Consider the following 24,199-nt stretch of genomic DNA (forward strand, 5'->3'; position numbering starts at 1 on the left):
CTCAGTTGCCTCGTTCGCTCCGCCTGCAATAGCGCAGGGTATGCTCACGTGCGGCAAATGCGATGAGATCGACAACAAGATCGCGCGCCATAGTCGGTTGTTGTCTCTTGTCACTGACAAGATCGCGAGAGACGGTATCGCCGACTTGATCGAGGAAATGACGACGGCGAAAGCGGCACTTCATCCCAACCAGAGGAGAAGTAAGCTCGCACTCGAACGCGCCAATCGGCGGTAGATCCTCGCCGACAGTTCCATCAACATTCTCTTTCTCGCGGCGGCGACCGCAGATCGATGCGAGCAATCAAACTCTCTCCTGAATTCTTGCAAATCTCTGCCATTTACCAAGGGCAGATTTGCTTCCGGTGAACCGTGTCGATCAAGCGTGTCGCAAGACTGGTGCACACGTCCGGCCCGCTACCGACATGAAATGGGAGTTACGCCATGCAGCATCTGCCGAACGATACCTTCGACGTCATCCTTGACCAGTTTGGGTACGGAAATCTCGGATTTCCCGCAGCCAAGGACGTCTCGGGCGGCAACGACACCGTGACGGCAACGTCACCGAGCTCAATACGAGGCTCACGATCTTCGGCGATGACCAGTCGATGCTGCTTGGTCACTCGCAAGGCGGAAACGACACATTGTTCGCCGATATCGGCGGCGGCTGGAACACCGCTCTCGTGGTGGGCGATGCCAAATCGATGATCGACGACGCCAAGGGCGGCAATGACACCATCGTCGCGGATGCCCATGGCACGGTCTATACCACTGTCTCGGCCTTCGGCGACGTCGCGGGGGACATGTCGGGCAACGCCCAGGGCGGCCATGACGAGATAACCGGCTCGATCGCGTGGCGCGGTGGCGCCAACCTGTTCGCCGGCGATGCCGGCGGTTCCATGATGACACCTCGCACGGCGGCAACGACACGCTCGATGTCAGCGTGCTCACCACGGACGGCGTGGCGACCGTCAGTGGCGACGCCATCGGCGCCCTGCGCGGCCTTGCGCAAGGCGGCAATGACAATATGACGGTCACCTTGAACGGCGACAGCGCCATAGCCGGCGCGACCTTGTCGGGGGACTCGTCGACGTCCCTGATGGATCTTACCGAGGGCGGCGACGATGTCCTGACCGTCAAGATGGAAGGCCAGTACGCGGATGCGGTCTCGTCAGTGTACGGCGACGCGCCGATCATGGCCGGTCATTCTCATGGTGGCAACGATATCCTCAATGGCGGCGTCGGCCGGGATTTCATATATGGCGATGCAGGAATCTATGAACCGGCGACGCCAGGCTCGATCACCGGCGGCAGCGACACGCTGAACGGCGGAGCGGGCGACGACTGGATGTGGGGCGGAGGAAACAGCGACTTCTTCGCCTTCAGCACCGGCTCCGGCAACGACACGATCGCCGACTTCGATCAGGGCAACAAGGCCGCCGGCAGCACCGCAGCGGAACACGATCTGATCGATGTGCAGGATTACGGCTTCGCGGACTGGGCGGCGCTGTCGAGTCTGATCAGCGACAATGCTTCCGGCGATGCCGTGATTCATCTCTCCGGCAACGACTCGATCACGCTGGACGGGATTCACGCGGCCAACCTGCATCCGACCGACTTCATCATCTGAGGGAATAAATCAAAGCGGCGATGTCGTACCCCGACGCGCGGGGCGACATCGCAATCGCGAGTGCGCAACGACCAGTTTCGCCGCACGGCGCAGCGAAACCTGTCGCGAACAAACTCCGTCCCGAATTCCAGCAAATCTCCGCCATCGACCAAAACTAGATTCGTCTCCGTGAAGCGTGGTCACAGCACGTCGCGCAAGAGTTTTGCCGATGTCAGGCCCGCCTCCGACAATGAAATGGGAGTTACGCCATGCAGCATCTGCCGAACGACACCATCGACATCCTGCTCGACCAATTTGGCCAAATCGAAACCGTCATCGGAGATCCGAACTTTCCGACCACCACGGACGCCTGGGGCGGCAACGACACCGTGACCGCAACCATCACTCAGCCCGAAGCAGAGCGACGACAACACGACGCTGCATGGCCAGTCCCACGGCGGCAACGACACGCTCACGGTCAACGTCAATTACGGCTGGAACGCCGCCCTCGTGGTCGGCGATGCTCAGGCGATGACCGACGACGCCAGGGGCGGCAACGACACGATCGATACCCAAGACCACTCGATGTACACCAACGTGCATGCTTTCGGCGATGTCGCCGGCGACATGTCCGGCAATTCGCACGGCGGCAGTGACACCATCACGGGCGCTGTGGGCTGGCGAGGCTTCGACAATGTGTACGCCGGCGATGCCGGTGGCTCCATGAGCGGCACGGCGCAGGGCGGCAACGACACGATCGACATCAGCTTGAACACCCGGGAGGGTTCAGCGAGAGCCAGCGGCGATGCCATCGGCTCCATCAGCGGCGATGCGCATGGCGGCAACGACAACATCATCTTGACCATGAGCGGCGAAAACGTCTGGGCCGGTGCGTCGCTGTCGGGAGATTCCTCCACGTCCCTGACCGACAACGCACAGGGTGGCGACGACATCCTCAAGGTCAAGATCAGCACCGAGTACACCGACGATGCGCGCGATCTGCTGTTCGGCGACGCTCCGACCATGTCCGGCAATGCCCATGGCGGCAACGATATCCTCACCGGCGGAGCGGCCACCGACTTTCTGTATGGCGATGCGAAGGTCTATGATCCCGCAACACCGGGCTCGATCACCGGCGGCAAGGATATGCTCAACGGGGGCGCCGGAAATGACCAGCTTTCGGGCGGCGGAAACAGCGACACCTTCGTCTTCAACACCGGGTCCGGCAACGACCTCATCACCGACTTCGATCAAGGAAACAAGGCGGCCTGCAGCACCGTGACCGAGCACGATCTGATCAACCTGCACGATTACGGCTTTACGGACTGGACGGCGCTGTCGAAGCTGATCAGCGACAATGCCGACGGCGATGCCGTGATTCATGTATCGGCGAGCGACACCATTACACTCGACGGTGTCCACGCCGCGAGCCTGCACCCGACCGACTTCCTCATCTGAGAAAAGCAGGCATCTCGCCCCGCCTACAGCGGGGCGAGACCCGGGTTCCTCCCCGCCCACAGGATCCCTTCAGCCGCCCCCTGACGCTGGCGACCCGCCTTTGGCCGCGACGAGCGAGTTGATGTCGTCGAACTTCTCCGTCAGGTCCGCGACCAGATGCGTCGTGCCGGGATGTAGCGGTCCTGCCTCATTGGCGGTCACCGTTCACGAACTTGCCCCATGGGCTCTCCGAACCGCGGATAGTCTAGGATCGCGGCTCGGCCCGGGTCAGATGCCGTGCTTGGTGCCGGGTCCAGTTGGCAAGAGCTAAGAAGCTCTTCTAATTGCCCGGCCGACCTTCTGCAGAGCCTCGAAGGCTCCCATGCGCTGATCAACCCAGCCTGCCAAAGCGGCCTGGGGTTGATGGATGTCTCCCAAGACCGACATCGCCTGCATCGCCTCACTGAGGTCGGAATGGTCGCCCGAGGCAACTGATCCAAGCATCGCGGAGCCGAGCAGGACGGCCTCCGGAGAGGCTGGCGCAGCGACCGTCAAACCCGTCATATCGGCGAGGACCTGCCGCACGAGGCGGCTCTTTGCGGCACCGCCGCTGACCACGATCGTATCGACCGCAATGCCCTTGTCTTGCTGAGCGCGAACGATCTGCCGGGCCCCGCAGCCGAGGCCGCAAAGCCCTGCAAGATAAAGCGCGAGCAGACTCTCCAGATCCGAGCGCATATCAAGGCCCGCAATCAGTGCGCGCGCGCCGGGATCGGCGAACGGCGCTCGATTGCCGAGGAATTCGGGGACGACATGAAGCTGGCCGACCAAATCCGGGAGCATTTCGGCACCGCCGCGTGATTCGATTTCCGAGGCAAGCCAATCGGCAAGCGTCTGCTGCTTCTGGCCCGCAGCCTGTGTCGCTTGCGCGGAATTCGGATGCATCTGCAACAGATGCTCGATCGCAGCGCGGGCGGCCGACTGTCCGCCTTCATTGAGCCAAAGCCCAGGCACCATGGCGGAGAAATAAGGTCCCCAAACGCCAGGGACGAAGGATGGGTCCGGTGTGGTCGACATGGTGCAGGCGGACGTTCCGAATACATAGGCCATGCGCGTGAGCACCGTACCCGCCGCTCCGCGCGCCCCCACCGTACCAACCCCGCCGGCATGTGCATCGATGAGGCCGGCGGCGACCGGCGTACCCGTCGCGAGTCCGAGATCGGCCGCGGCCTTCGCCGTCAGGCCCGCTGCCAGCCTGGTCCCGCCGGGCACGATCTCGGTGCCGATCCTGCGGAACTGCTCATCCGGCAGCACGCCGAGGCCAATCCTGCGGAAGAATTGATCGTCCCAGCGGTCTTCGTGGCCCAGATAGGTCCACTTGCACGTCACGGTACAAATGGAGCGGGACAAACTCCCTATTGCACGCCAAGTGAGAAAATCAGTCAAGTCCATAAACTGCCACGCATGGGAGAACGTCTCGGGCATGTTTTCGGCGAGCCACAACAGTTTCGGCGTCTCCATCTCGGGAGAGATCGTTCCGCCGACATAGTCGAGAACTTTCTCGCCCGACTGGTTGATACGGCGCGCCTGATCCGCAGCGCGGTGATCCATCCATACAACGACGTTGCGAGCAGGATCGCCGGACGGCCCGACGGGCAGCGGCACACCCGCCTCGCCAAGCACCACCAGCGAGCAGGTCGCGTCAAAGCCGATGCCAGCGATACTGTCCGCCGCGATACCCGCCTGCACCACCGCGCTACGCACGCTGCGGCATACGGCACGCCAGATATCCTCGCTCGACTGCTCGACCACGTCGCCAGCCTCCCGCCAAAGTGCAACAGGGGCGCTGTCACTCGCCAGGAGCCTGCCGGAGCGGTCGAAGAGTCCGGCCCGTGCGCTGCCGGTGCCGACATCGATGCCAAGGAAATGGCGGTTATCGGGTTGCTTGTTCATCTCAGGATCGCCGATCGGAAGATGTTACAGATCGTTGCTCTGCGGCAGAATGACGAGGTCGCGGATGGTGACGTTTCTCGGGCGCGTCAACATGAAGAGCACTGCCTGCGCGACTTCCACGGGCTGCATCAAGCCACCGGCCGCCATTTCCTCCTCGATCTTCTCTTTGGGCCAATCCTTGATGAGCGCGGTCACGACTGGACCGGGCGCAACGGCGCCGACGCGCAAACCGTGTTTCGCGACCTGCCGGCGCAGAGTATGCACAAAAGCCTGCACGGCGTGCTTGGACGCGGTATAGATCGGTTCCCAGACGACAGGCACGAGACCTGCGATCGAACTGGTGACGATGATGTCGCCGCTCTTGCGCTCAACCATGTGCGGCAGCACCGCATGGATCGACCGGAACAGCGCATTGACGTTCAAATTGAGCATGCGGTCCCACGCGTCGGGATCGCCGCCAAGCACCTCGCCGCCGACATAGGCACCAGCATTCGCATGGAAGATGTCCAGTTGACCCGCTTTCTCCAGCACCTGCGGCATCATCTCTTCCATGCTCAGGGGATCGGTGAGGTCGATACGTAAAGGAATCGCCTGATCGCCCAGCGCAACGCAGGCGCTGCTCAGCGCCTCCTCCGCCCGATCGATCAGCACTACCCGCGCGCCGGCCCCGATCAATGTTCTAGCGCATTCGAGACCGATGCCCGATGCGGCGCCGGTGATCGCCGCGACTTTTTCTGCAAGTTCCTGGGCCAAGGCTTGTCCTTTTCCTATGAGAGTTGTTCAAGCTCGGCCGTGGGAAAGGCGCGAGCGCCGTGCCAGCGAATCGACGATGACTGCAATGGCAAGGACTGCGCCCGTAATCATGTACCGCAGCGACGAGGAGAGATCGAGCAGCGTGAGGCCGCTCGCGATGGACTGGATGACGATGACGCCGAGGAGCGCGGAATAGGCGCTCCCGCGGCCGCCAAACAGGCTCGTGCCACCGATGACCGCGGCGGCGATCGCGTTGAGGTTCACATCCCCGGTCCCGGCCTGCTGGCTGGAAGATGCCAGCCGCGCTGCGGCCAGAATGCCGCCGGCAGCGGCCAGCGTGGAGCACAACATGAATGCGGTCGAATAGACCCGGCGAACGTTGATGCCAGCCCGACGGGCCGCCTCGCGATTGCCGCCGACGGCAGACATCGAGCGGCCCCATTTGGTTCTCGTCAATGCGTAATTCATGATCACGCACAAGCCGACGAACAGACCAAACATCCAGGGAATGCCGCGCCCGAGATTGAGATAATAGACAACGAATTCGAGCACGATGGTGACCAGCAGCGCCTTCAGCACCATGCGGCCAAGCGAACTGGCCGATAGCCCCGCCGCCCGCCGGCGCGCGGCCGTTCGGTAGCCGGTCACGAACATAACCACGCTCGCGACCGCCGCCAGCACGTAGGATACGATCGACGGCATGACGAGCATCTGTCCGAAATTGACCAGCGTCGATCCATACGGAAGGTTGATCGAGCCGGAGGAGCCGAGCAGATACAGCTGCAGGCCGAGCCACGTCAGCAGGCCGGCCAGCGTCGAGACGAAGCTCGGCATACCCAGACGATTGAACAAAAATGCATAGAGCGCGCCGATGGCAGCGCCCAGCACCAACGCCGTGACGATCGCCACGGCGACCGGCCAATCCTGAGCGACCCAAAGCACGCCGACGAGCGCCGAAGAGAACCCGCTCACCGATCCGACCGACAGATCGATCTCGCCGACCATCAGGATACAGACGATGCCCAGCGAGATCACACCCACTGTCGCGCAATCGAAAAGCAAATTGACCAGATTGTTCGGCGCGAGAAAAACAGGGTTGAGAGTCTCGAACGCCGCGCAGATGACGATGAGCCCGACGACCACCGGCAGCGCTCCGAGATCACCCGACCGCACACGGTCCACAAAGGCGCCGATCATGTTTCCAAGCGTGTCCGCGTGCTTGACTCGTTCGTCACTGCGGTCGAGCAACCGCGCCGTCGAAACCGGTTGCGTGTCGTCGGTCATCGCCCAAGCTCCGGCGACTGAGGGGCGCGGCGCCGCCTGGCGCGGCGCGAGACAGAATTTTCGTCCGCTCCGGTAATCGCCGTAACGAGATCCTGATTGGACACGTCGGGATCGAACTCGCCGTTGTTGCGACCGAGGCGCAGCACCACGATCCGATCGGCAACCGCGCGGACGTCCTCCATGTTGTGACTGATCATGATGACGCCGAGACCGCGTGCGCGAACGCGTTCGACGAGGTCTAGCACCTCAGCGGTTTGGGCAACGCCGAGCGCCGCAGTCGGCTCGTCGAGCAGAATGAGTTTCGGCTCAGTCAGCAGCGAGCGCGCGATCGCCACGGTCTGGCGCTGTCCGCCGGAGAGCGACGCCACGGGCTCTCGCACGCTCGGGATCCGCGCTGACAGCTCGTTGAGCAAGGTCCAGGCGCGAAGCTCCATGGAGACCTCGTCGAGCCGCAGCGGGTTGAGCTCGCGGCCGAGGAAGATGTTTGCGACCACGTCGAGATTCTCGCAGAGGGCCAAATCCTGGAAAACGGTGGCGATGCCGAGGCCGAGTGCCATGGATGGGTCGGACAGGACAACATGTTCACCGCCGAACGTGATCGTTCCGGAGGTGGGTTGGTGCACGCCGGCAAGGATCTTCACCAGCGTGGATTTTCCTGCACCGTTATCACCCACAAGTGCCACGACTTCGCCGGCATGCACATCGAGATCAACATCGGTCAGGGCGGACACGGCGCCGAAATGCTTGGAAATTCCGCGAAGACTCAAGACCGGCTTGCGCGGTCCGCCCTGCGCGTCATCGGCATCCGAGATCGTGGTCATGTCCCAATTCGCCCTCTCATCCTTCGTCCCGGCCGCCGGAAGCGGCCGGGACCGACGTCGTCACTGCGTGATGCCAAGCTTCTTGCAACCCGCGGCATATCGGCCCGTGCAGAGCTGATCGGCCGTCTGGATCTTCTTATCGATAATCTCCGCCTTCAGGTTCTCCTGAGTGACGACGGCCGGCACGAACAACTTCGATGGCGCATTGAATAGCGTAGCTTCCGCCTTGGGCATCTCTCCGGAGAGGAATTTCACCGCCGCTTGCGCCGCAGCAGCTGCCACGATCTCACTGGGTTTGGAGATCGTGTTGTACTGATCGCCTGCGATGACGAGCTGAAGCGCGGCAATCGTCGCATCGTTGCCCGTCACCGGCGGCACCGGCTCGATACCTGCGGCCTTGAAGGCGGCAATTGCGCCACCGCCCGTGCCGTCATTGGCAGCTACGACGCCGAGGATCTTCTTGCCGAAGCGGGTGATCTGGCCACTCGCCCATTGCTGCGCCTTCGGCGGCGCCCAGTCCGGCGTGTCGTATTCGGCCAGAATTGGATAGCCGCTCTTATCAAGCCCCTCGTGGATCCCCTTCTTGATGAGTCCCGCAGCGGCATCGGTCGGCGATCCATTGATTTCGAGTACGCCTTCGCCCTCCTTCGCCGTCGCGTTGGCGGCCTTAAGATGCTTGACGAGCGATTCGGAGATAGCCTTGCCGATGGCTTGATTGTCGAAGGACACGTAAAAATCGACCTTGGCGTCGGGGACCGGCCGGTCATAGGCAATGACCTTGATGCCTTGCGATTGTGCCATCTTGACCAGGGATGCCGCGGCAGTGGAGTCGACGGGGTCGAGCACGATTACCTTGGCGCCCTGCGAAATCACCGAGTTGAATTGCTGTTGCTGCCGCGCGGCATCCGCGCTGGCGTTCTGGTAGATCACCTTGCAACTGTCGCACAGCTTCTTCATCTCTGCGACGAAGCCCGGATAATCATGTTGTTCATAGCGGGTGGAGGCCTGGTCCGGCATCAGGAAGGCGACGGTCGCGTTCTTCACCTCTGCGGCCCGCGAAGAAATGGCTGTTGTGCCGAGCAGCGAGAGGGCTATGCCAATTGTGCCCGCATATTTAGCAGAGAACTTTCTCATTTCAGATTTCCTTTCCAGACTGGGTGTCAGGGTGTCGTCGTTGATCCTTCGAAGTCAGGCCCTCGCTGCTTCCGTTTCCGACGGCACGATGGGCGCCGGTGCTCGGAGCCGCGCAGAATTCTGGTCGAACGATTGCTGTCGCGGACCGCCGTCGGCGTGTCCGCGTCATTCTTCCGTAACGATCCTCCTTCTTTGCTCCTATGCGGCTAGGCCGCGTGCGCCTCATCGATGTTGTGCGCCAACAATCGTCTGAAGCGCGAAGGGGGCATGCCTTTCTCGGCCAGGAACTGCCGGTTAAAATTGGAGAGATTGTTGAAGCCGACCTCGAAGCAGATGTCGGTGATGGAAGCCTGCTCGTCGCTCATCAATATCTGACAAGCGAGATTGATACGCAGCCGCTTAACGTATTGCACCAATGACATGCCCGTGTGCCGGCGGAACGAGCGCGAAAATGCGCTTTGCGATTGACCGGCGATCGCAGCAAGCTCCGCTTCGCCGAAAGGTTGCGTCAGATTCTTCCGGATGAATGCGAGTGCCTTGTTCATTCCCACGGACATGTAGCCAGACGGATCGGGCAGATAGTTTGGGCTGGACAGCGGACGCGCCTGTCGCGCGGCGCGACAGAGTATCCCCAAGATCATCAAGAACAGCTCGATCCGGCGCACGCCGTTCGCCGTGACGATCTCCTCCATGAGTGGGACGAGCGCATCGCTCGTGCTGCGGGTGAACAGCGCACCACGCCGGGAAAAATCCAGCAGTGCGGCAAGGCCCGAAAGCTCAGGCATGACCTTCATCAGGTCGCCGATCAATTCTTCGCTGAATTGAAGGATGCGTCCGCGTAGCGGGATGGCGCACTCTGCTGGCAGATCGCTCACCCAATTGTGCGGCAAATTGGGGCCGGTGAGCACGAGATTACCTGGTTCGAAGTTGCCGATGAAGTCACCGACGAAATAGCGTCCGCTGGTGGCCACGACCTGATGGAGCTCGTACTCGGGATGGAAATGCCAGCGGACGGTGTGGAATGGGTAGCCGTGCGACCACGCCTTGAATGACTCGCCGCGCCGTATCTGGACAACTTCCAGGTCCGGTTCCATGTCCCCTCCCTTCAGGCCGGTGCGGCTTGTAATGATCCGCCTCCGCTCCCTTATCGGCTGATTGGTTCAGCGCTTCCTCTCGTTGGCAGAGTAGCGACCAGTACCTAGGCACGCCACCACCATTTCAGATGTGAACTGATACTTTTTTGACGTGCAGCACGCCGTCCGGCCAAGTTCCCGGATTGAAGGCAGCGTTCCGCACCAACGGCACTATTACGCCGGCCGCCTCCCCCGCCAATGCCGACGGCGCCGCGGCTCCCATCCTTGCAAAACGCTGTCTCGCCGATCGCGATGGCCTACCCGTGCTGGCACAGATCAAAGGTCATGCCACCCACGCTGCCAAATTGGTCCAGGGGAGGATCTCAGCCGCGCGCCTTCAAATGCATCATCGGGTAATGCTCATAGTGGCCGGCGCCGTTCTTCACGACAGGATCTTCCGAGGTGACCGCCTCGATGTCGAGATCGTTTGGGATCTGATAGAGCGACACGCCATAACCGCCACGCGGGTCCGTGACGGGACCGTGCGCGACGATCTGCCCCTTTGCGAGCAGATCATCCAGGAACGCACCGTGCTGCTTCATCCATTGTTTCTCAGCGGCGCTCATGGTCGCCAGGAAATCCGCCCGGGGCGGAATGTACTTGCAGAGATAGTACTTCATTGGCCGCTCCTCGGTGAAAACGACATTTCAGCTTGCTTGTCGGCCTGGCCCGCCCCCCCAACTTGAGAGATCAATCGGTCACGCCGATCCGCTGCTCAATGCGATCAGCGAGCATTGATCTCGGCACTGAAGCGCTCGCATGCAAACCTTTGTCAAGCAACGGCGCGCGTGGCCAGATCGGCGACAGTACCGTCAAGAAATCCAGTCAGCCGCTGCCGGATGATCTGCTCGGCTTCCCTCATGATGCGGTCGATCAGCTCCTTCACCGTCGGGATATCGTGGATCAGTCCGACCACCATGCCGCAGCTCCAAGCACCGGCATCCATGTCACCATCGACCATCACCCTGGGGTAGACACCCGCGACCTGCTCATGGATGTCCTCGATCTTGAGGCTCGCCCCCTTCTCGCGCTCGACCTCGAGCAATTGATCGACACCCTTGTTCTTCAGCACGCGCTCGGTGTTACGCAGCGCGCGCATGACCAGCACGGTATCGAGTTCGGTGGCTTTGACGAGGGCCTGCTTGACGTTGGCGTGGACGGGAGCTTCCCTGGTTGCGACGAAGCGGGTACCCATGTTCATGCCGGCGGCGCCCATCGACAGCGCAGCAACGAGGCTGCGCGCATCCGCCATGCCACCCGAGGCCACGAACGGAATCTTCAGTTCATCCGCCGCGCGCGGCAGCAGGATCATGTTCGGGATATCGTCCTCGCCGGGATGGCCGCCGCATTCGAAGCCGTCGACGCTGACGGCGTCGCATCCGATCTTCTCGGCTTTCAGCGAATGCCGCACCGAAGTGCATTTGTGGATCACCTTAATGCCGGCAGCCTTCAGCGCGGGCATGTACGCTTCCGGGCTGCGGCCGGCGGTCTCCACCGCCTTGACGCCACCTTCCTTGATGGCGGCGATATATTCCGGATAAGGCGGTGCAGTGAAGCTCGGCAGGAAGGTCAGGTTCACACCGAACGGCTTGTCGGTCATGTCGCGACAGCGCGCGATTTCCTTCGCCAGCAGCTCCGGCGTCCGCTGGGTCAGGCCGGTGATGATGCCGAGACCGCCGGCATTCGAGACCGCGGCGGCAAGCTCGGCAAAGCCGACATAATGCATGCCGCCCTGGATGATCGGATGCTGGATGCCGAACAGTTCAGTGATTGCTGTCTTCACGTGCGCTTTCTCCGCTTTCCGATCAGTTGACGAGTTCAAATAGGCCGGCCGCGCCCATGCCGCCGCCGATGCACATGGTCACCACGCCGTACTTCGCCTTGCGCCGCCGCCCCTCGATCAGGATATGGCCCGCAAGCCGGCTGCCCGTCATGCCGTAGGGATGGCCGATCGCGATCGAGCCGCCATTGACGTTCAGCTTGTCCGGATCGATGCCGAGCTTGTCGCGGCAGTAGATCACCTGGACAGCATAGGCTTCGTTCAGCTCCCAAAGATCGATGTCATCGATCCTCAGGCCGTGGCGCTTGAGAAGGCGCGGGATCGCCGCGACCGGACCGATGCCCATTTCGTCCGGCTCGACTCCGGCGGCGACGAAGCCGCGGAAGATGCCGAGCGGCTTAAGGCCCTTCTTGGTGGCGGTCTTGTCGCTCATGAGCACGCAGGCCGATGCTCCGTCGGAGAGCTGGCTGGCATTGCCGGCCGTGATGGTCTTGCCTTCGAATACCGGCTTGATCTTCGCCAATCCTTCCGCCGTGGTCTCGGGGCGCGGCCCTTCGTCCTTCGACAGCGTCACCTGCTGATAGGAGACCTCCCTGGTGTCCTTGTTGACGACGGCCATCGTCGTTGTGATCGGGACGATCTCGTCATTGAAGCGACCGGCCTGCATCGCGGCACCAATGCGGCGCTGACATTCGAGGCTGTATTCGTCCTGCCGGTCGCGACCGATCTTGTAGCGCTCGGCGACAATCTCGGCAGTGTCGAGCATCGACATGTACATCTCGGGCTTCATCGCCATCAGCTCGTCGTCGACGGCGTGGAACCTGTTCATGTGGTCGTTCTGCACCAGGCTGATCGATTCGATGCCGCCTCCGATCGCGATCTCGACGCCATCCAGCATGATCGAGCGGGCCGCGACCGCGATCGCCTGCAGGCCGGAGGCGCACTGCCGATCGATCGTGGTGCCGGCGACGGTGACCGGCAGGCCGGCACGAACCGCCCCCTTGCGTGCGACGTTCATCACCATGGTGCCCTGCTGCATCGCGCAACCCATCACCACGTCTTCGACCTCGTCCGGCTCAACGCCCGCGCGCCTCACCGCTTCGGCCATCACATGGCCAGCCATGGTCGGCCCCTCGGTGTTGTTCAGCGCACCGCGATAGGCCTTGCCGACGCCGGTGCGGGCGGTGGAAACGATAACTGCCTCTGTCGTCATGGCTGCCTCTTTGGTTACGCTGCCGCGTCGAGCTGCACATAACGCAGCAAGTGGTGAGCGGGATCGCCGAACTGGATATTGATCGAGGAGATTCGCTTAAAGTAGTGACCGACGTTCAATTCGTCGGTCATGCCCATGCCGCCGTGGAGCTGCACCGCCTGGTCGGCGATGAACTTGCCGGCATAGCCGACCCTCGACTTGGCGCCGGAGGCGAGGCGCGAGATGCCACTTTCGCCGGCACCGAGGCTGAGACTGAGATGCTGCATCAGGGAAAGCGCCTCCTGATGCGCGATGAACATGTCGACCATCCGGTGCTGCAACACCTGGAAGCTGCCGATGGTGACGCCGAACTGCTTTCGGGCCTTGGCGTATTCCAGCGTCGCAGAGTTCAGTTCGGCCATCGCGCCGACCGCCTCGGCGCAGAGCGCGCCGATGGCCCTGTCGCGGCAGCCTTCCAGCAGGGCGACGCCTTCGCCCTCGCTGCCGAGCAACTCGCCGCGCACATCGCGGAAAGTGATCTCCGCGGCACGGCGGCCGTCGATGGTCTTGAAGCTCCGCAATTCGAGATTCGCCGCCCGGGCGTCGACGACGAACAGGCTGACGCCGCCACAATCGTCGCGCTTGCCGGCAGTCCGGGCGGAGACGATGAGATAATCGGCCCAAGGCGCCGCTATGACGGCGGTCTTCTCACCACTAAGCGTGTAGTCCTTTCCCTCTCGCCGCGCCGTGGCCGCGACATTGGCGAGATCGAAGCGCGAGTTTTTTTCGGTCCAGGCCAGCGCCCAGATCTTGTGTCCGGCGATGATATCGGGAATGAAGGCCTGCTTCTGCTCTTTCGTCCCTGCCTGCTCGATCAAGCCGCCGACCAGCACGACCGTCTCCACGTACGGCTCCACGACAAGGTGGCGGCCGAACTCCTGGGCAACGATCATAGTAGAGAGCGGGCCGCCACCAAGTCCGCCGCTCTCCTCGGAGAATGGCGCGGCGAGCAGGCCGAGCTCCGCAAAAGCGCCCCACTGCTTGCGGCTCCAGCCCTCTTCGCTGGCCACGATCTTGCGGCGCGCCTCGAAGCTGTATTGGTCGCGTAGCATACGCTGTACGCTGGAGCGCAACAGTTCCTGCTCTTCCGTGAACTGGATATCCATCCGATCCTCTTGTTGCGCTGTTGCTAGAGACCGAGCACCGCTTTGGCGATGATGTTGCGCTGGATCTCGTTTGATCCACCGTAGATGCTGAGCTTGCGCGCGTTCAGGTATTTCTCCGACGCTGTGTGGCCGTAATCGGCACCCGGCATGAACTGGTTTGCGCCCGACGGTTGCTCGCGAAGCGCCAGGCCATAGTTGCCGATGGCACGATGTGTGAGCTCGGTAATGCCCTGGAAGATCTCGGTGCCGCGGATCTTGAACAGCGAGGCCGCGGGCCCCGGATCGATGCCGCGCGCCATCTGGGCAACGACCCGCAGCTCGGTGGCCTCGAGCGCGAGCACATCGAGCTCGAGCCGGCCGATCTCCTTGCGAAATTCGAGATGCGCCGGATCGTCCGCTGCGATCTCCGCTTTCACGATCTTCTTCAACCGGTCGAGGTAGCGCGTCGACCGGCCGATCCCGGCCATGCTGGTGCGCTCGTTGCCCAGCAGGAATTTTGCGTAGGTCCAGCCCTTGTTCTCCTCGCCGATCAGGTTCTCGACGGGAACGCGGACATCCTCGAGGAAGACGTCATTGACCTCGTGCGAACCGTCGATCGTGATGATCGGACGCACGGTCACGCCTGGCGACTTCATGTCGATCAGGAGGAACGAGATGCCCGCCTGAGGCTTGGCGCTCGAATCAGTACGCACCAGGCAGAAGATCCAGTCGGCGTGCTGCGCCAACGTTGTCCAGGTCTTGTGACCGTTGACGATGTAATGGTCGCCGTCGCGCACAGCCTTGGTCCGGACGGTGGCGAGGTCTGAGCCTGAGCCCGGCTCGGAATAGCCTTGGCACCACCAGTCTTCACCCGACAGTATCCGCGGCAAGAACTTCTGCTTCTGGGCATCATTGCCGAAGGTGTAAATGACCGGACCAACCATGGTGACGCTGAACGCCAACGGCGGCAGCGTCCCGGCCCGGCTGGTCTCCTGCTCGAAGATGAAACGCCGGGTGATCGACCAGCCGGGGCCGCCAAATTCCTTGGGCCAAAGCGGCGCGATCCAGCCCTTCTCGTAGAGAATTTGGTGCCAGAGCAACGATTGCTCTTTGGTCAGGTCGGTCTCCGGATTAGGGACCCGCATTTCCTTCGGATAGTTTTCGGCGATGAAAGCGCGCACCTCATCACGGAAGGCCGCATCTTCGGGAGACAGTGCGAGTTCCATCTGCGCTTCCTACCACTTCTCACCGAAGGGGCGGATTTCCAGCTCAAAGGTCCAGGCGCTCTTCGGCTGCTGATACAGCTGCCAATAGGACGCCGCGACCGAGGCCGGCGGCATCAGCAGATCCGGATCGTCGAGCGCATTAGGCCCGAGCGCTTCCAGGCGCCGCTGGCGGACCCATTCGGTGTCGACGCCGGAATCGATAACGAGGTGCGCGACGTGGATATTCTTCGGGCCGAGTTCGCGCGCCATTGCCTGCGCCACAGCGCGCAGTCCGAATTTGGCGCTGGCAAAGGCGGCATAGCCGCTGCCACCGCGCAATGAAGCGGTCGCACCGGTGAAGAAGATGTTGCCCTGGCCGCGCGGCAGCATCAGCCGGGCCGCCTCGCGCCCGGCGAGGAAGCCGGAGTAGCAGGCCATCTCCCAGACCTTGCGGAACACGCGCTCGGTCGTCTCGAGGATCGGGAAGTTGACGTTGGCACCGATATTGAAGATGCAGACATCCAATGGTGCGTGCTTGTCGGCGTCGCTCAGAAAGGAGACGATCTCCTCCTCCTTGCGCGCGTCGAGCGAACGTGCGTGGATCTCGCCGCCGGCAGCCTCGATCTCCTTGACCAGCGGCGCCAGCTTGTCGCCGTTGCGGCGACCCGCGAAGACAGTAAAGCCCTCGGAGGCAAATTTCTTGGCGATCTCGCCGCCGATGAAATCGCCCGCGCCGATCACGGCGACGGTTGCATTTCTCTTTTTCAAGGAACTTCTCCCAGTTAGGTTAGGCGCGCTGTGTGCGAAGCAGTTCTATCGGCCCTGGTGGACCACATTTTTTGAGCGAGACCAGAACGATCGGGATTCGCCATCGCGCCGATCGAGGCTACCATGGTCGTGGCGCAGTCCTCGATCGGCCCGATCTGGTCCACCGCTTTGGCAAGATGGCGATCTGTCGATTGGTCGATGCGGCCAGCAAACCGAAAAGCGGTTTGATCGAGACCGAGTGCTTGCGACAGCTTCGCCACGACTAACCGCCTCCCGACTGAAAAACATCGGCGCCTTTTTCAGCATTGCGCCTCGAAGCGAAACATGCGTTCTTTTTTAGAACTCGTCAATCGCTATTTTGTTGTCACGATCGGATCAGAAAACGGCAAGCTTACTGCCCTGTTCCAGCGCTCTTGAGAACACCGTTTACAACCGGACTTCCAACCGATACCCATAGCGTATCAAATAAGAACTTATGGGAGAGGCAGCATGGGAGAAAGTCGCGGGGTCGCGATGCTGGTCGGCGCGGGTGATGCCATCGGCGCTGCCGTTGCGCGGCGGTTTGCCAGCGGCGGCTACACTATTTGCATCTGCAGACGCGATCCGACCAAATCTCAGGCGCTTGTCGACGAGCTCAGGGCGAAAGGCCACAACATCCACGCCTTCAGCGTCGACGCCCGTCAGGAAGCAGAAGTCCAGAAGCTATTCGCGGGCGTCGAGCGCGACATCGGTCCGATCGAGATCTGCCTGTTCAATGCCGGTTCGAACGTCAACAAGCCCCTGCTGGAGACTACCGAAAAGCTCTTCTTCAAGGCCTGGGAGCTGGCCTGTTACGCCGGCTTCCTGGTCGGACGCGAAGCCGCGCGCGTCATGCTGCCGCGCCGATGCGGCACCATTCTTTTTACCGGTGCGACCGCAAGCATCCGGGGCAGCAAGGGATTTGTCGCGTTCTCGTCGGCAAAATTCGGCCTTCGCGCGCTGGCCCAGGCGATGGCGCGCGAGCTCGGGCCCAAGAACATTCACGTCGTCCATCTCATCATCGACGCTGGCGTCGATAGCGAGGCTATTCATCAGCGCATGAAAGCGGCCAGGGGGATCGAGGCCAGTGAGATCCCGCCCGACAGCCTGACCAAGACCTCCTCAATTGCCGAAGCGTATTGGTTTGCCCATCAGCAAAGCCGCGACGGCTGGACCCATGAACTCGATCTTCGCCCCGCCGTAGAGAAATGGTGACATGAGCGACAATCCAGACCTCACTTTGTGGGGCGTCGGGACAAGCCGCACCGTTCGGCCGCACTGGGCGATGCACGAGCTGGGGCTGGCCTACGAGATCAAACCGATCGGCCCACGGACCGGCGAGACCAAGACCGCCGAATATACCAGGCTCAATCCGCGCCAGAAGATTCCGCTGCTGCAGGACGGTGATTTCCGCATCGGCGAGAGCGCCGCGATCGTCGCTTATCTGTCGCGGATGTACTCAACGCCGGAGCGTGCATTGATCCCTGAATCCACCCGCGACTATGCCGCGTGGCTGGAATGGTGCTTCTTTATCGTCACCGAGCTCGACTCGACTAGCCTGTATGTGATGCGCCGTCACAGCGCCGATGCGCTCGGCCCAATTTACGGCGTCGCGACGGAGGTCGTAGCTCAAGCCGCAGAATACTTTCGGGCGCAGCTGCGCCATGTCGAGGTCGCGCTGGCCGACGGCCGACATTTTATCATGGGCGAGCGATTCAGCAGCGCCGACATCCTGCTGACGACGTGCCTGGACTGGGCGGTCGCCTACGGGGTAGGCATCTGCGACAATGCGCGGCCCTATCTCGAGCGCATGCGAAGCCGGGAGGCTTACCAGCGAGCGGTTGCCGCGAATGCTCCGCGCGCACCAATTAAACCGACGCCTGCCAAGGCCTGAGAACCGTTCGCCGGACGCGCGAAGCGCTTCGACCTACATGGCCACGCGTAGCGTCCGTGCAGCGACCATATCGTCGATCGCGCCATCATCGTAGCCCAGTTCGCGCAGCACCTCGCGCGAGTGCTCCCCGACGCGCGGGGCCGGTCCGCCGATGGCAGCCTGGTTGACCTCGAAGCGGGCCGCGGGTTTGGGCTGGCGCACACGACCGACCTTCGGTTGGTCGAACTCCGCGATGATTCCTCGCGCCACGACCTGCTCATTGTGGATGATCTCGCCGCGCCGCAGGATCGGCGCGCAAGGGACATCCGCAGCGTCCAACCGCTCCAGCCATTCGGCGGTCGTGTGCCGGCCGATATACTCCGCCATCTTGTTGATGCGCGCCGTGGCGTTCACCGAACGCGCGGACGGGGTCGCAAACCGGGCATCGTTGGCGAGCTCGGGATCGCCGGACGCGCGGCAGAAGCCCTGCCATTCGGAATCTGAGATGGTGCCGGCCGTGATGTAACCATCGCTGGTCTTGAACACGAGATCCGGGCGGTCGTTGGGATCGGCGGCAGCGGCCTCGGCTCCGACCACCGTGTACTGCATCATGCCTTCCGGCCAGAGGTAGGAAATCATCGCGTCCAGCATCGCGACCTGGATATGATCCCCCTGCCCCGTCTTCTCACGCGCGTAGAGCGCCGCCGCCACCGCCTGCGCGGTGAACACGGCGGTGGTCTTGTCGCACACGATGGTGCGGATCATCTGCGGGCGATTGGTGACCGGCTGCGACTGGATATCGGCAAAGCCCGACAGGCCCTGAATGATTGGATCGTAGACGCGCTTCTTCACATAGGGCCCGGTGTCGCCGACGCCGCTGATCGAGACATAGATCAAGCGCGGATGACGCTGGCGCAGTTCTTCGACGCCGAGGCCGAGGCGCTCCATGGTGCCGGGCCGGAAGTTCTGCACCAGAACATCGGCCTGCGCGACCAGCTTGGCCAGCACCTCGTGCCCGGCGGGGCTCTTGACGTCGATCGAGAGCGAACGCTTGCCGCGGTTGGACGAGATGAACAGCGCGGAGAACTCGCCGTCCTTGTCGATGGTGGCCCGGCTGCGACGGGTGATATCGCCACCGATCGGCTCGATCTTGAGCACGTCGGCGCCCTGGTCCGCCAGAAACATGGTCGCAAACGGGCCCGACACCACGCCGGTCAGATCGAGGACACGAACGCCGCTAAGCGGACCAGCCATTTCACTCTCCTGGATTGTTTTTCTGCCGACGGGCTGAGGATAAACTCCGGCTTACCGTCAGCCCTTCGCCTCAACCCGCACGGACCGCAAGTCGGTAACTAGCCGGTCTTGGAAACGGGCTGCCGGGTCTGTTCGACGATCGATTCCTCGACGTCCCGGAGTTGATCCTTGCCGAAAAACATCTCCTTACCGACGAAGAATGTCGGCGAGCCGAAGGCACCGCGGGCGACCGCGTCATTGGTCAGGTCAATCAGCTTCTTTTTGACGTCATCCTGCTGCGCGCGCGTAACCAGCCTGTCGATGTCGATCCCCGAGGAGGCAAATGCGGTCCGGAACACTTCGGGATCATCCATCTTCTTGGGCTCCTCCCACATGTGATGATAGGCGGCGCGGAAATAGGGTTCGAATACGCCTTCGAACTGGGCCGCGACGGCGCCGCGCATCAGCATCAAAGTGTTGACTGGAAAGAAGGTATTCTGACGAAATTTCGTGATGTTGTGGCGGCGGATAAACCGCTGGGTCTCGAGCGCCTGGTATTCCGGCTTGTTCTTGATCCCGCGAAGCGAGTCGAACGGGGACATGTTGCCGGTCGCCTTGTAGATCCCGCCGAGCAGGACCGGGACGTACTCGAATTTTACCCCGGTCCGCCGCTCGATCCCGGGGATGGCGACCTCCGCCAGATACGCGTTTGGGCTGCCGAAATCGAACTGGAATTCAACCTTGAGGGTCATGACCGCTTCTCCCGCAGAGCGTATTGGATGGTCAGGGACCGGCGATCCAATCGCATGGCTTGCCTGTTCTCACTTCTACAGTTCTAAAAACGAACTGTCAAATTCGGCTAGATTTATGCTGGTTTGACCGTTTCATCGGGTATTGTTTGGAATTCAGTACCTATCTAGAATGCAAGGCAAACATGGCGGCCTCGGCAGCGATTCGAGCGGGTCTCGCTGGGATGACTGGAGAATACGGATGAAGTGGAAAGAACTGGAGGAAGAGCCGTGTTCGATGGCCCGGACCATCGGCGTGATCGGTGACCGCTGGACCCTTCTGATCCTGCGCGAATGTTTTTTGCGCACGCGGCGCTTCGAAGGATTCCAGTCGGCGCTCGGAATTACACGTCATCTCCTCGCCGAACGGCTGAAGAAGCTGGTCCGGCAGGGCATTCTGCGCCGCATTCCCTACCAGGAGGCGCCAAAGCGGCACGAATATATCCTGACCCAGAAGGGTCTCGATCTTTATCCGATCATGATGGCGCTCGTGCATTGGGGCGACACTCACATGGTCGACGAGCGCGGCCGGCCGCTGCTGCACCAGCACCGCAAGTGCGGAAAGGACTTCGACCCGGTCATGGTGTGCTCTGAATGCGGCGAGCCGCTCTCGGCCAAAGAGGTTCATACCCATCCAGGCCCCGGCGCCCAAAGCCCGCTGACGACAGCCGCACCTGACAAGCCGAAGGCAAAGGCGCGCCGCAGCGCCGCTTGAGCCGGCCACCGGCGTCAGGCACTGAATCAGACTCGAATCACGGCTGCGTCGGGTTCGTTGCAGTGGAGACGGTCCGCTTGTTCAGCCCGGTGCTTGAGCACAGCACGTTGATTGACATAGGCCTTGTCGGTGATTTCTCCCGCGGCCAATGAGGGCGGATCCTTCAGCAGGGTGAACGTGCAGATTTTTTCGCTGCTTCCGACGGCCTCATTGTATTCCTGCAAACGATGTCTCAGGAATTCGAGCACCTTGGGGTCGCAGGTCAAATCCGCAGCCGGCGCGTTCGAAATCCGCGCCGCCTCGGTTGGATTCAGCCAGCATAGCAGCGCGCAGGCATCACGGTTTTCTCCGGCAACGACAATGTCCAGTAGGACGCCGCGCGTTGCGGCCAGGATGGCGGCACGCATATTGCCGATCGCAACCCAGGTGCCGTTCGCGAGCTTGAAGTTCTCCGAAATTCTGCCGGTGAAACGCAGACCGAACTCCGGCTTCTCGGGATCGATAAACGACACGGTGTCGCCGATGCGGTAGAACCCCTCCTCGTCGAAAGCCTTCTCCGTCAGATCGGCTCTGCCGAGATAACCGGGGGTGACGTTGGGGCCCTTGACCCTGGCCTCGTACGTGTCGGAAACAGGGATCAGTTTCAGCTGCACGCCCGGCGCGGGAAGGCCAATCTCGCCCGGCCGATCCGTTGCCCAATGCGTCGTGCTGATTGTCGGCGCCGTTTCGGTCGTCCCGTACCCCGACATCACCGGAATCCGCCGGCCCGTGACCGATGAAGTCAGCCGATAGAGTTTTTCGAGCGTTCCTTGCGAAATGGCAGCCCCCGCGTAGCTCAATCGATCCAGCCGTTTGCAGATGCTGGCGCCGAGGGCGAAGTCGTTCTCGATGGCATCGCACAACAGGTTATAGCCGGCGGGAACGTTGAACATCGCCGTCGGCGAGATCTCCTTGAGGTTCGCCACCGATTTGTGAAAGAGCTGAGGCAGCGGCCGACCGTCATCGATGTAGAGCGTCCCGCCGTTCCTGAGAATGCCGTGAAGAATGACGTTGCTGCCCATCGTATGGTGCCACGGCAGCCATTCGACCTGAACCGGCGCCTCCGGAGGCGACACCAGCAGGCTCCCCATTTGCAGCGAGCTCGCCATCATGCGATGCGTGTTCAGCACGCCCTTTGGCAGGCCGGTCGAACCGGAGGTGAAGAGAATTTTTGCAACGGCGTCGCTGGGAATTGCACCCGACGCACGCGTGAATCCTTCACGGTCCGTTCGATCCGTCAGGACCCGGAAGGGCGTCGTCTCCGGCGCGCCATCGACGCTGATCCAGGTCGAGTCTGCCAATTCGGGAATGGAACGGGCCGCGGAAAAGTCGCGTCCACTCTGAACGAAAACGAAGTTCGGACGCAGCACCTGCGCGATGTCCTTAAGGCGCGCAAGGCCGCCGGGCATCAGCGTGTAGTTCGGCGATATAGGCGCCAGAATGACACCTATCGACATCGCCGCAAAGGAGATCACCGCGTTCTCGATGGAGTTGCCCGAAAGCACTGCCAGCCTGTCAGCCGGCTTTGCGCCCATGTCGATCAAGCTCTGGCCGACCGCCTGCACCTGCGACCATGCCTCGCTATAGGTGATCTCGTCCCATCCCCCTTTGGGATTGCGTTGCGCGAGGAATATTCTGTCCGGAGCCGCGTTTGCCCAGCGCGGCAGAAAATCGGTGACGCGCCAGTCGCATGGCCCCAATTCGAGCGGCGACCTCAATATGAGCGTGCCGTCGGTGCGGCGCTCGACAGAGAGCTCCCGTGGCGCAAACGTCAATGGCTTCGCCGACATCGAAAACGATCTCCTGAATTACCGCGGATGGATAGAACGGGCGGGCTGCGCCAAGCGTCACTCCGACCTGGCGTCCAAGACGTCTCCGAACGCTTGCCACGTCGTGCCGGTCCAGCGCTGCAGCCGCATCTGCGTCCAGATCATGTTCTCGGTCTCGCTCGTGTTGACCTTGATCCCGGGCAGCACAGTCGGAACGACGACGTCTTTCAGGTTCTTCGCCTGCGCCAGAATATTCTTCCGCGACAGATCATCACCGCATTGCTTGAGGATCCGCTCGAGCAGGACGCCTTGCTGATAACCGGTCAGATAGCTGCCGTTGGTGATATCGGCGCCCATCAGATACTTTTCGAAAAACGCCCGGTAGGCCTGCATACCCCGGTCGTCTTTCCATGTCTCGTCCAGGACGTCCTTGTTGGTGGTCCCGACCATCACGCCGACCGATTTGTCGAGGCCGGCCGGTGCGAGCGTGCCTCCGACCGATCCGGACGGGAAATTGATGATTACGGTCGCCTTCCAGCCAATCACCGAAGCTTGCCGGATGGCCTGCGCCGCAAACTTCGGCGTCCCGGCGATCACCAAGGCCTCGGCACCCGAGCTCTTCAGATTGGTAATCTGTGAGTCAATCGTCGGTTCAGTGACCTCGTAGGAAGCACTGACGACCTTGCGGTCGAAATCCTTGCCGAGAAACGCCTTGAAGGCAGCGACGTAATCTTTGCCAAGATCGTCGTTCTGATAGAGGATGGCATACTTGGCGTTCGGTAGCGTTCTCGTCAGGTATTTGGCGTAGATTTTTCCTTCGGTGTCGTAGCTGACAAGACCCGTGGTGATCAGCGGGTAATTGGCGACGTCCGTGAACTTGGACGAGCCGCTGACGATGGCGACACTCGGTACCCCTTTGGCCCTCAGGTATTTTGCAGTGGCCGAGATGCCGGGCGTGCCGAGCTGGCCGAACATGAACGACACTTCGTCGCTTTCGACCAGCTTGCGGACGTGCTCCACCGCTTTGGGAGGACTATATCCGTCGTCATAGGCGATGTAGTTGATCTTGCGTCCTTTGACGCCGCCGCGGTCGTTCAACGCCTGAACGTAGGCCATGAGCCCCTTGCCCACGAGACCGATCGATGATGCCGGTCCGCTGAAGGGAAAAACCCCGCCAATCTTGATTTCGGTAGCAGAGATTCCCGGCTCGTCGGCGGCGAATGCGGGACCACTCAGGAATAGAGCCAGAGCCGCGACGATCTTCCATCTCACCAGCATTGCGTCCTCCCAAACTTGCACCCCTTCTCGAGTGTGCGGCTTTGTTTTGTTGCGCCGGTGGCGGCTCGTCGCGCCCTTTGCGAAGAGGCATCGCGCAGAACAGGTCCAGCCGCAAATCCGGCACGTCGCGGCCGTTGCGTTCGGCCATCTCGTGCGCAGCCTACAGTTCTTTTTTTGAACTCGTCAAGCGATTAGATGCTCACGTGCCGTGACTTGGACGACAGGCCCCGTCCTCGTACTTGGAAATAACTTGGTCTAAATCCTGCGTATAAGGC

25 protein-coding genes and 1 pseudogene are annotated in these 24,199 nt (G+C 61.8%); 7 read left to right on the forward strand and 19 right to left on the reverse strand.

The genetic code is table 11. The features are described 5' to 3' along the window. Nucleotide 1 precedes the first annotated feature (1 nt). Nucleotides 2-301 carry a hypothetical protein gene (locus IVB50_RS36125; RefSeq protein ID WP_247299683.1) on the reverse strand — a complete coding sequence of 100 codons (300 nt, stop codon included), beginning with the start codon at nt 299-301 and terminating at the stop codon, nt 2-4. A 340-nt stretch (nt 302-641) separates the two neighbouring features. On the opposite strand from IVB50_RS36125, the gene IVB50_RS36130 reads away from it, so the two are divergent. Beyond that, on the forward strand, nt 642-1,028 hold the full coding sequence (locus IVB50_RS36130; RefSeq protein WP_244561323.1) for a hypothetical protein: 387 nt from the start codon (nt 642-644) through the stop codon (nt 1,026-1,028). Next, complete coding sequence (locus tag IVB50_RS42835) at nt 941-1,627, forward strand: hypothetical protein (protein ID WP_247299685.1); 687 nt, start codon at nt 941-943, stop codon at nt 1,625-1,627. The genes IVB50_RS36130 and IVB50_RS42835 overlap by 88 nt, the downstream gene beginning before the upstream one ends. A gap of 179 nt (nt 1,628-1,806) precedes the next feature. On the opposite strand, the gene IVB50_RS42500 is transcribed toward IVB50_RS42835, so the two are convergent. Beyond that, nucleotides 1,807-1,929, reverse strand: a complete 123-nt coding sequence (locus tag IVB50_RS42500) for a hypothetical protein (protein WP_256465361.1) — start codon at nt 1,927-1,929, stop codon at nt 1,807-1,809. A 208-nt stretch (nt 1,930-2,137) separates the two neighbouring features. Between IVB50_RS42500 and IVB50_RS36140 the strand changes: the two genes are divergently transcribed. Beyond that, nucleotides 2,138-3,064 carry a hypothetical protein gene (locus IVB50_RS36140; protein WP_247299687.1) on the forward strand — a complete coding sequence of 309 codons (927 nt, stop codon included), beginning with the start codon at nt 2,138-2,140 and terminating at the stop codon, nt 3,062-3,064. Nucleotides 3,065-3,370: 306 nt separating this feature from the next. On the opposite strand, the gene IVB50_RS36145 is transcribed toward IVB50_RS36140, so the two are convergent. The 6 genes from IVB50_RS36145 to IVB50_RS36170 form a co-directional block, all read right to left on the reverse strand. Then, the gene (locus IVB50_RS36145) at nt 3,371-4,996 is read right to left on the reverse strand and encodes an FGGY-family carbohydrate kinase (RefSeq protein ID WP_247299689.1); all 1,626 of its coding nucleotides are present in this window, start codon (nt 4,994-4,996) and stop codon (nt 3,371-3,373) included. 24 nt (nt 4,997-5,020) lie between these two features. Next, a complete protein-coding gene (locus IVB50_RS36150) occupies nt 5,021-5,749 on the reverse strand; it encodes an SDR family oxidoreductase (RefSeq protein WP_085350868.1) in 729 nt (242 codons plus the stop codon). Nucleotides 5,750-5,776: 27 nt separating this feature from the next. Then, nucleotides 5,777-7,033: a sugar ABC transporter permease gene (locus tag IVB50_RS36155; RefSeq protein ID WP_247299691.1), complete on the reverse strand. Its 1,257-nt coding sequence runs from the start codon at nt 7,031-7,033 to the stop codon at nt 5,777-5,779. Next, on the reverse strand, nt 7,030-7,854 hold the full coding sequence (locus IVB50_RS36160; protein WP_085350866.1) for an ATP-binding cassette domain-containing protein: 825 nt from the start codon (nt 7,852-7,854) through the stop codon (nt 7,030-7,032). Before IVB50_RS36160 ends, IVB50_RS36155 begins: the two co-directional genes overlap by 4 nt. Before the next feature lie 60 nt (nt 7,855-7,914). Then, nucleotides 7,915-8,988: a sugar ABC transporter substrate-binding protein gene (locus tag IVB50_RS36165; RefSeq protein WP_026233659.1), complete on the reverse strand. Its 1,074-nt coding sequence runs from the start codon at nt 8,986-8,988 to the stop codon at nt 7,915-7,917. 206 nt (nt 8,989-9,194) lie between these two features. Next, nucleotides 9,195-10,082 (reverse strand): AraC family transcriptional regulator, encoded by an 888-nt coding sequence (locus tag IVB50_RS36170; RefSeq protein ID WP_247299693.1) that lies wholly within the window; start codon nt 10,080-10,082, stop codon nt 9,195-9,197. A 170-nt stretch (nt 10,083-10,252) separates the two neighbouring features. On the opposite strand from IVB50_RS36170, the pseudogene IVB50_RS36175 reads away from it, so the two are divergent. Further along, a pseudogene (locus tag IVB50_RS36175) lies at nt 10,253-10,426 on the forward strand (acetyl-CoA C-acetyltransferase); the annotation flags it as partial. A gap of 18 nt (nt 10,427-10,444) precedes the next feature. Here IVB50_RS36175 and IVB50_RS36180 read toward each other — a convergent pair. The 7 genes from IVB50_RS36180 to IVB50_RS36210 all read right to left on the reverse strand — a co-directional run bounded on the left by IVB50_RS36180 (nt 10,445) and on the right by IVB50_RS36210 (nt 16,471). Next, nucleotides 10,445-10,741, reverse strand: a complete 297-nt coding sequence (locus IVB50_RS36180) for a YciI family protein (RefSeq protein WP_018458779.1) — start codon at nt 10,739-10,741, stop codon at nt 10,445-10,447. 152 nt (nt 10,742-10,893) lie between these two features. Then, nucleotides 10,894-11,904 carry a nitronate monooxygenase family protein gene (locus tag IVB50_RS36185; protein ID WP_018458778.1) on the reverse strand — a complete coding sequence of 337 codons (1,011 nt, stop codon included), beginning with the start codon at nt 11,902-11,904 and terminating at the stop codon, nt 10,894-10,896. A 22-nt stretch (nt 11,905-11,926) separates the two neighbouring features. Then, on the reverse strand, nt 11,927-13,114 hold the full coding sequence (locus tag IVB50_RS36190) for an acetyl-CoA C-acyltransferase (RefSeq protein ID WP_018458777.1): 1,188 nt from the start codon (nt 13,112-13,114) through the stop codon (nt 11,927-11,929). Nucleotides 13,115-13,128: 14 nt separating this feature from the next. After that, nucleotides 13,129-14,259 carry an acyl-CoA dehydrogenase family protein gene (locus IVB50_RS36195; RefSeq protein ID WP_018458776.1) on the reverse strand — a complete coding sequence of 377 codons (1,131 nt, stop codon included), beginning with the start codon at nt 14,257-14,259 and terminating at the stop codon, nt 13,129-13,131. A 23-nt stretch (nt 14,260-14,282) separates the two neighbouring features. Continuing rightward, entirely contained in the window at nt 14,283-15,464 is a 1,182-nt protein-coding gene (locus IVB50_RS36200; RefSeq protein ID WP_018458775.1) for an acyl-CoA dehydrogenase family protein, read from the reverse strand. Between the two features lie 9 nt (nt 15,465-15,473). Next, nucleotides 15,474-16,211 (reverse strand): SDR family oxidoreductase, encoded by a 738-nt coding sequence (locus tag IVB50_RS36205; RefSeq protein ID WP_018458774.1) that lies wholly within the window; start codon nt 16,209-16,211, stop codon nt 15,474-15,476. A gap of 14 nt (nt 16,212-16,225) precedes the next feature. Beyond that, a complete protein-coding gene (locus tag IVB50_RS36210) occupies nt 16,226-16,471 on the reverse strand; it encodes a hypothetical protein (RefSeq protein WP_157643067.1) in 246 nt (81 codons plus the stop codon). Between the two features lie 229 nt (nt 16,472-16,700). Between IVB50_RS36210 and IVB50_RS36215 the strand changes: the two genes are divergently transcribed. Then, a complete protein-coding gene (locus tag IVB50_RS36215; protein WP_026233658.1) occupies nt 16,701-17,444 on the forward strand; it encodes an SDR family NAD(P)-dependent oxidoreductase in 744 nt (247 codons plus the stop codon). 1 nt (nt 17,445) lies between these two features. After that, nucleotides 17,446-18,123 carry a glutathione S-transferase family protein gene (locus tag IVB50_RS36220; protein ID WP_026233657.1) on the forward strand — a complete coding sequence of 226 codons (678 nt, stop codon included), beginning with the start codon at nt 17,446-17,448 and terminating at the stop codon, nt 18,121-18,123. Between the two features lie 33 nt (nt 18,124-18,156). On the opposite strand, the gene IVB50_RS36225 is transcribed toward IVB50_RS36220, so the two are convergent. Together IVB50_RS36225 and IVB50_RS36230 are read right to left on the reverse strand one after the other, a co-directional pair. Beyond that, the gene (locus tag IVB50_RS36225) at nt 18,157-19,356 is read right to left on the reverse strand and encodes a CaiB/BaiF CoA-transferase family protein (RefSeq protein WP_018458770.1); all 1,200 of its coding nucleotides are present in this window, start codon (nt 19,354-19,356) and stop codon (nt 18,157-18,159) included. Between the two features lie 98 nt (nt 19,357-19,454). Beyond that, a complete protein-coding gene (locus IVB50_RS36230) occupies nt 19,455-20,087 on the reverse strand; it encodes a 2-hydroxychromene-2-carboxylate isomerase (RefSeq protein WP_018458769.1) in 633 nt (210 codons plus the stop codon). Between the two features lie 238 nt (nt 20,088-20,325). Between IVB50_RS36230 and IVB50_RS36235 the strand changes: the two genes are divergently transcribed. Continuing rightward, the gene (locus tag IVB50_RS36235) at nt 20,326-20,838 is read left to right on the forward strand and encodes a helix-turn-helix domain-containing protein (protein ID WP_018458768.1); all 513 of its coding nucleotides are present in this window, start codon (nt 20,326-20,328) and stop codon (nt 20,836-20,838) included. Between the two features lie 26 nt (nt 20,839-20,864). Here IVB50_RS36235 and IVB50_RS36240 read toward each other — a convergent pair whose 3' ends face one another. Together IVB50_RS36240 and IVB50_RS36245 are read right to left on the reverse strand one after the other, a co-directional pair. Further along, a complete protein-coding gene (locus IVB50_RS36240) occupies nt 20,865-22,667 on the reverse strand; it encodes an AMP-binding protein (RefSeq protein ID WP_018458767.1) in 1,803 nt (600 codons plus the stop codon). A gap of 57 nt (nt 22,668-22,724) precedes the next feature. Beyond that, the gene (locus tag IVB50_RS36245; protein WP_018458766.1) at nt 22,725-23,924 is read right to left on the reverse strand and encodes an ABC transporter substrate-binding protein; all 1,200 of its coding nucleotides are present in this window, start codon (nt 23,922-23,924) and stop codon (nt 22,725-22,727) included. Nucleotides 23,925-24,199 lie beyond the last annotated feature (275 nt).

The sequence above is a fragment of the Bradyrhizobium sp. 87 genome (genome assembly GCF_023073015.1).
Classification (GTDB): domain Bacteria; phylum Pseudomonadota; class Alphaproteobacteria; order Rhizobiales; family Xanthobacteraceae; genus Bradyrhizobium; species Bradyrhizobium canariense_D.

What these genes read in the sequence shown, in the direction of transcription:
- IVB50_RS36170 (WP_247299693.1), bottom strand. Translation starts at nt 10,082, where the DNA reads ATGGAACCGGACCTGGAAGTTGTCCAGATACGGCGCGGCGAGTCATTC.
- IVB50_RS36155 (WP_247299691.1), bottom strand. Translation starts at nt 7,033, where the DNA reads ATGACCGACGACACGCAACCGGTTTCGACGGCGCGGTTGCTCGACCGC.
- IVB50_RS36230 (WP_018458769.1), bottom strand. Translation starts at nt 20,087, where the DNA reads ATGACCCTCAAGGTTGAATTCCAGTTCGATTTCGGCAGCCCAAACGCG.
- IVB50_RS36220 (WP_026233657.1), top strand. Translation starts at nt 17,446, where the DNA reads ATGAGCGACAATCCAGACCTCACTTTGTGGGGCGTCGGGACAAGCCGC.
- IVB50_RS36160 (WP_085350866.1), bottom strand. Translation starts at nt 7,854, where the DNA reads ATGACCACGATCTCGGATGCCGATGACGCGCAGGGCGGACCGCGCAAG.
- IVB50_RS36180 (WP_018458779.1), bottom strand. Translation starts at nt 10,741, where the DNA reads ATGAAGTACTATCTCTGCAAGTACATTCCGCCCCGGGCGGATTTCCTG.
- IVB50_RS36195 (WP_018458776.1), bottom strand. Translation starts at nt 14,259, where the DNA reads ATGGATATCCAGTTCACGGAAGAGCAGGAACTGTTGCGCTCCAGCGTA.
- IVB50_RS36240 (WP_018458767.1), bottom strand. Translation starts at nt 22,667, where the DNA reads ATGTCGGCGAAGCCATTGACGTTTGCGCCACGGGAGCTCTCTGTCGAG.
- IVB50_RS36245 (WP_018458766.1), bottom strand. Translation starts at nt 23,924, where the DNA reads ATGCTGGTGAGATGGAAGATCGTCGCGGCTCTGGCTCTATTCCTGAGT.
- IVB50_RS36165 (WP_026233659.1), bottom strand. Translation starts at nt 8,988, where the DNA reads ATGAGAAAGTTCTCTGCTAAATATGCGGGCACAATTGGCATAGCCCTC.
- IVB50_RS36225 (WP_018458770.1), bottom strand. Translation starts at nt 19,356, where the DNA reads ATGGCTGGTCCGCTTAGCGGCGTTCGTGTCCTCGATCTGACCGGCGTG.
- IVB50_RS36140 (WP_247299687.1), top strand. Translation starts at nt 2,138, where the DNA reads ATGACCGACGACGCCAGGGGCGGCAACGACACGATCGATACCCAAGAC.
- IVB50_RS36215 (WP_026233658.1), top strand. Translation starts at nt 16,701, where the DNA reads ATGGGAGAAAGTCGCGGGGTCGCGATGCTGGTCGGCGCGGGTGATGCC.
- IVB50_RS36190 (WP_018458777.1), bottom strand. Translation starts at nt 13,114, where the DNA reads ATGACGACAGAGGCAGTTATCGTTTCCACCGCCCGCACCGGCGTCGGC.
- IVB50_RS36200 (WP_018458775.1), bottom strand. Translation starts at nt 15,464, where the DNA reads ATGGAACTCGCACTGTCTCCCGAAGATGCGGCCTTCCGTGATGAGGTG.
- IVB50_RS36235 (WP_018458768.1), top strand. Translation starts at nt 20,326, where the DNA reads ATGAAGTGGAAAGAACTGGAGGAAGAGCCGTGTTCGATGGCCCGGACC.
- IVB50_RS36145 (WP_247299689.1), bottom strand. Translation starts at nt 4,996, where the DNA reads ATGAACAAGCAACCCGATAACCGCCATTTCCTTGGCATCGATGTCGGC.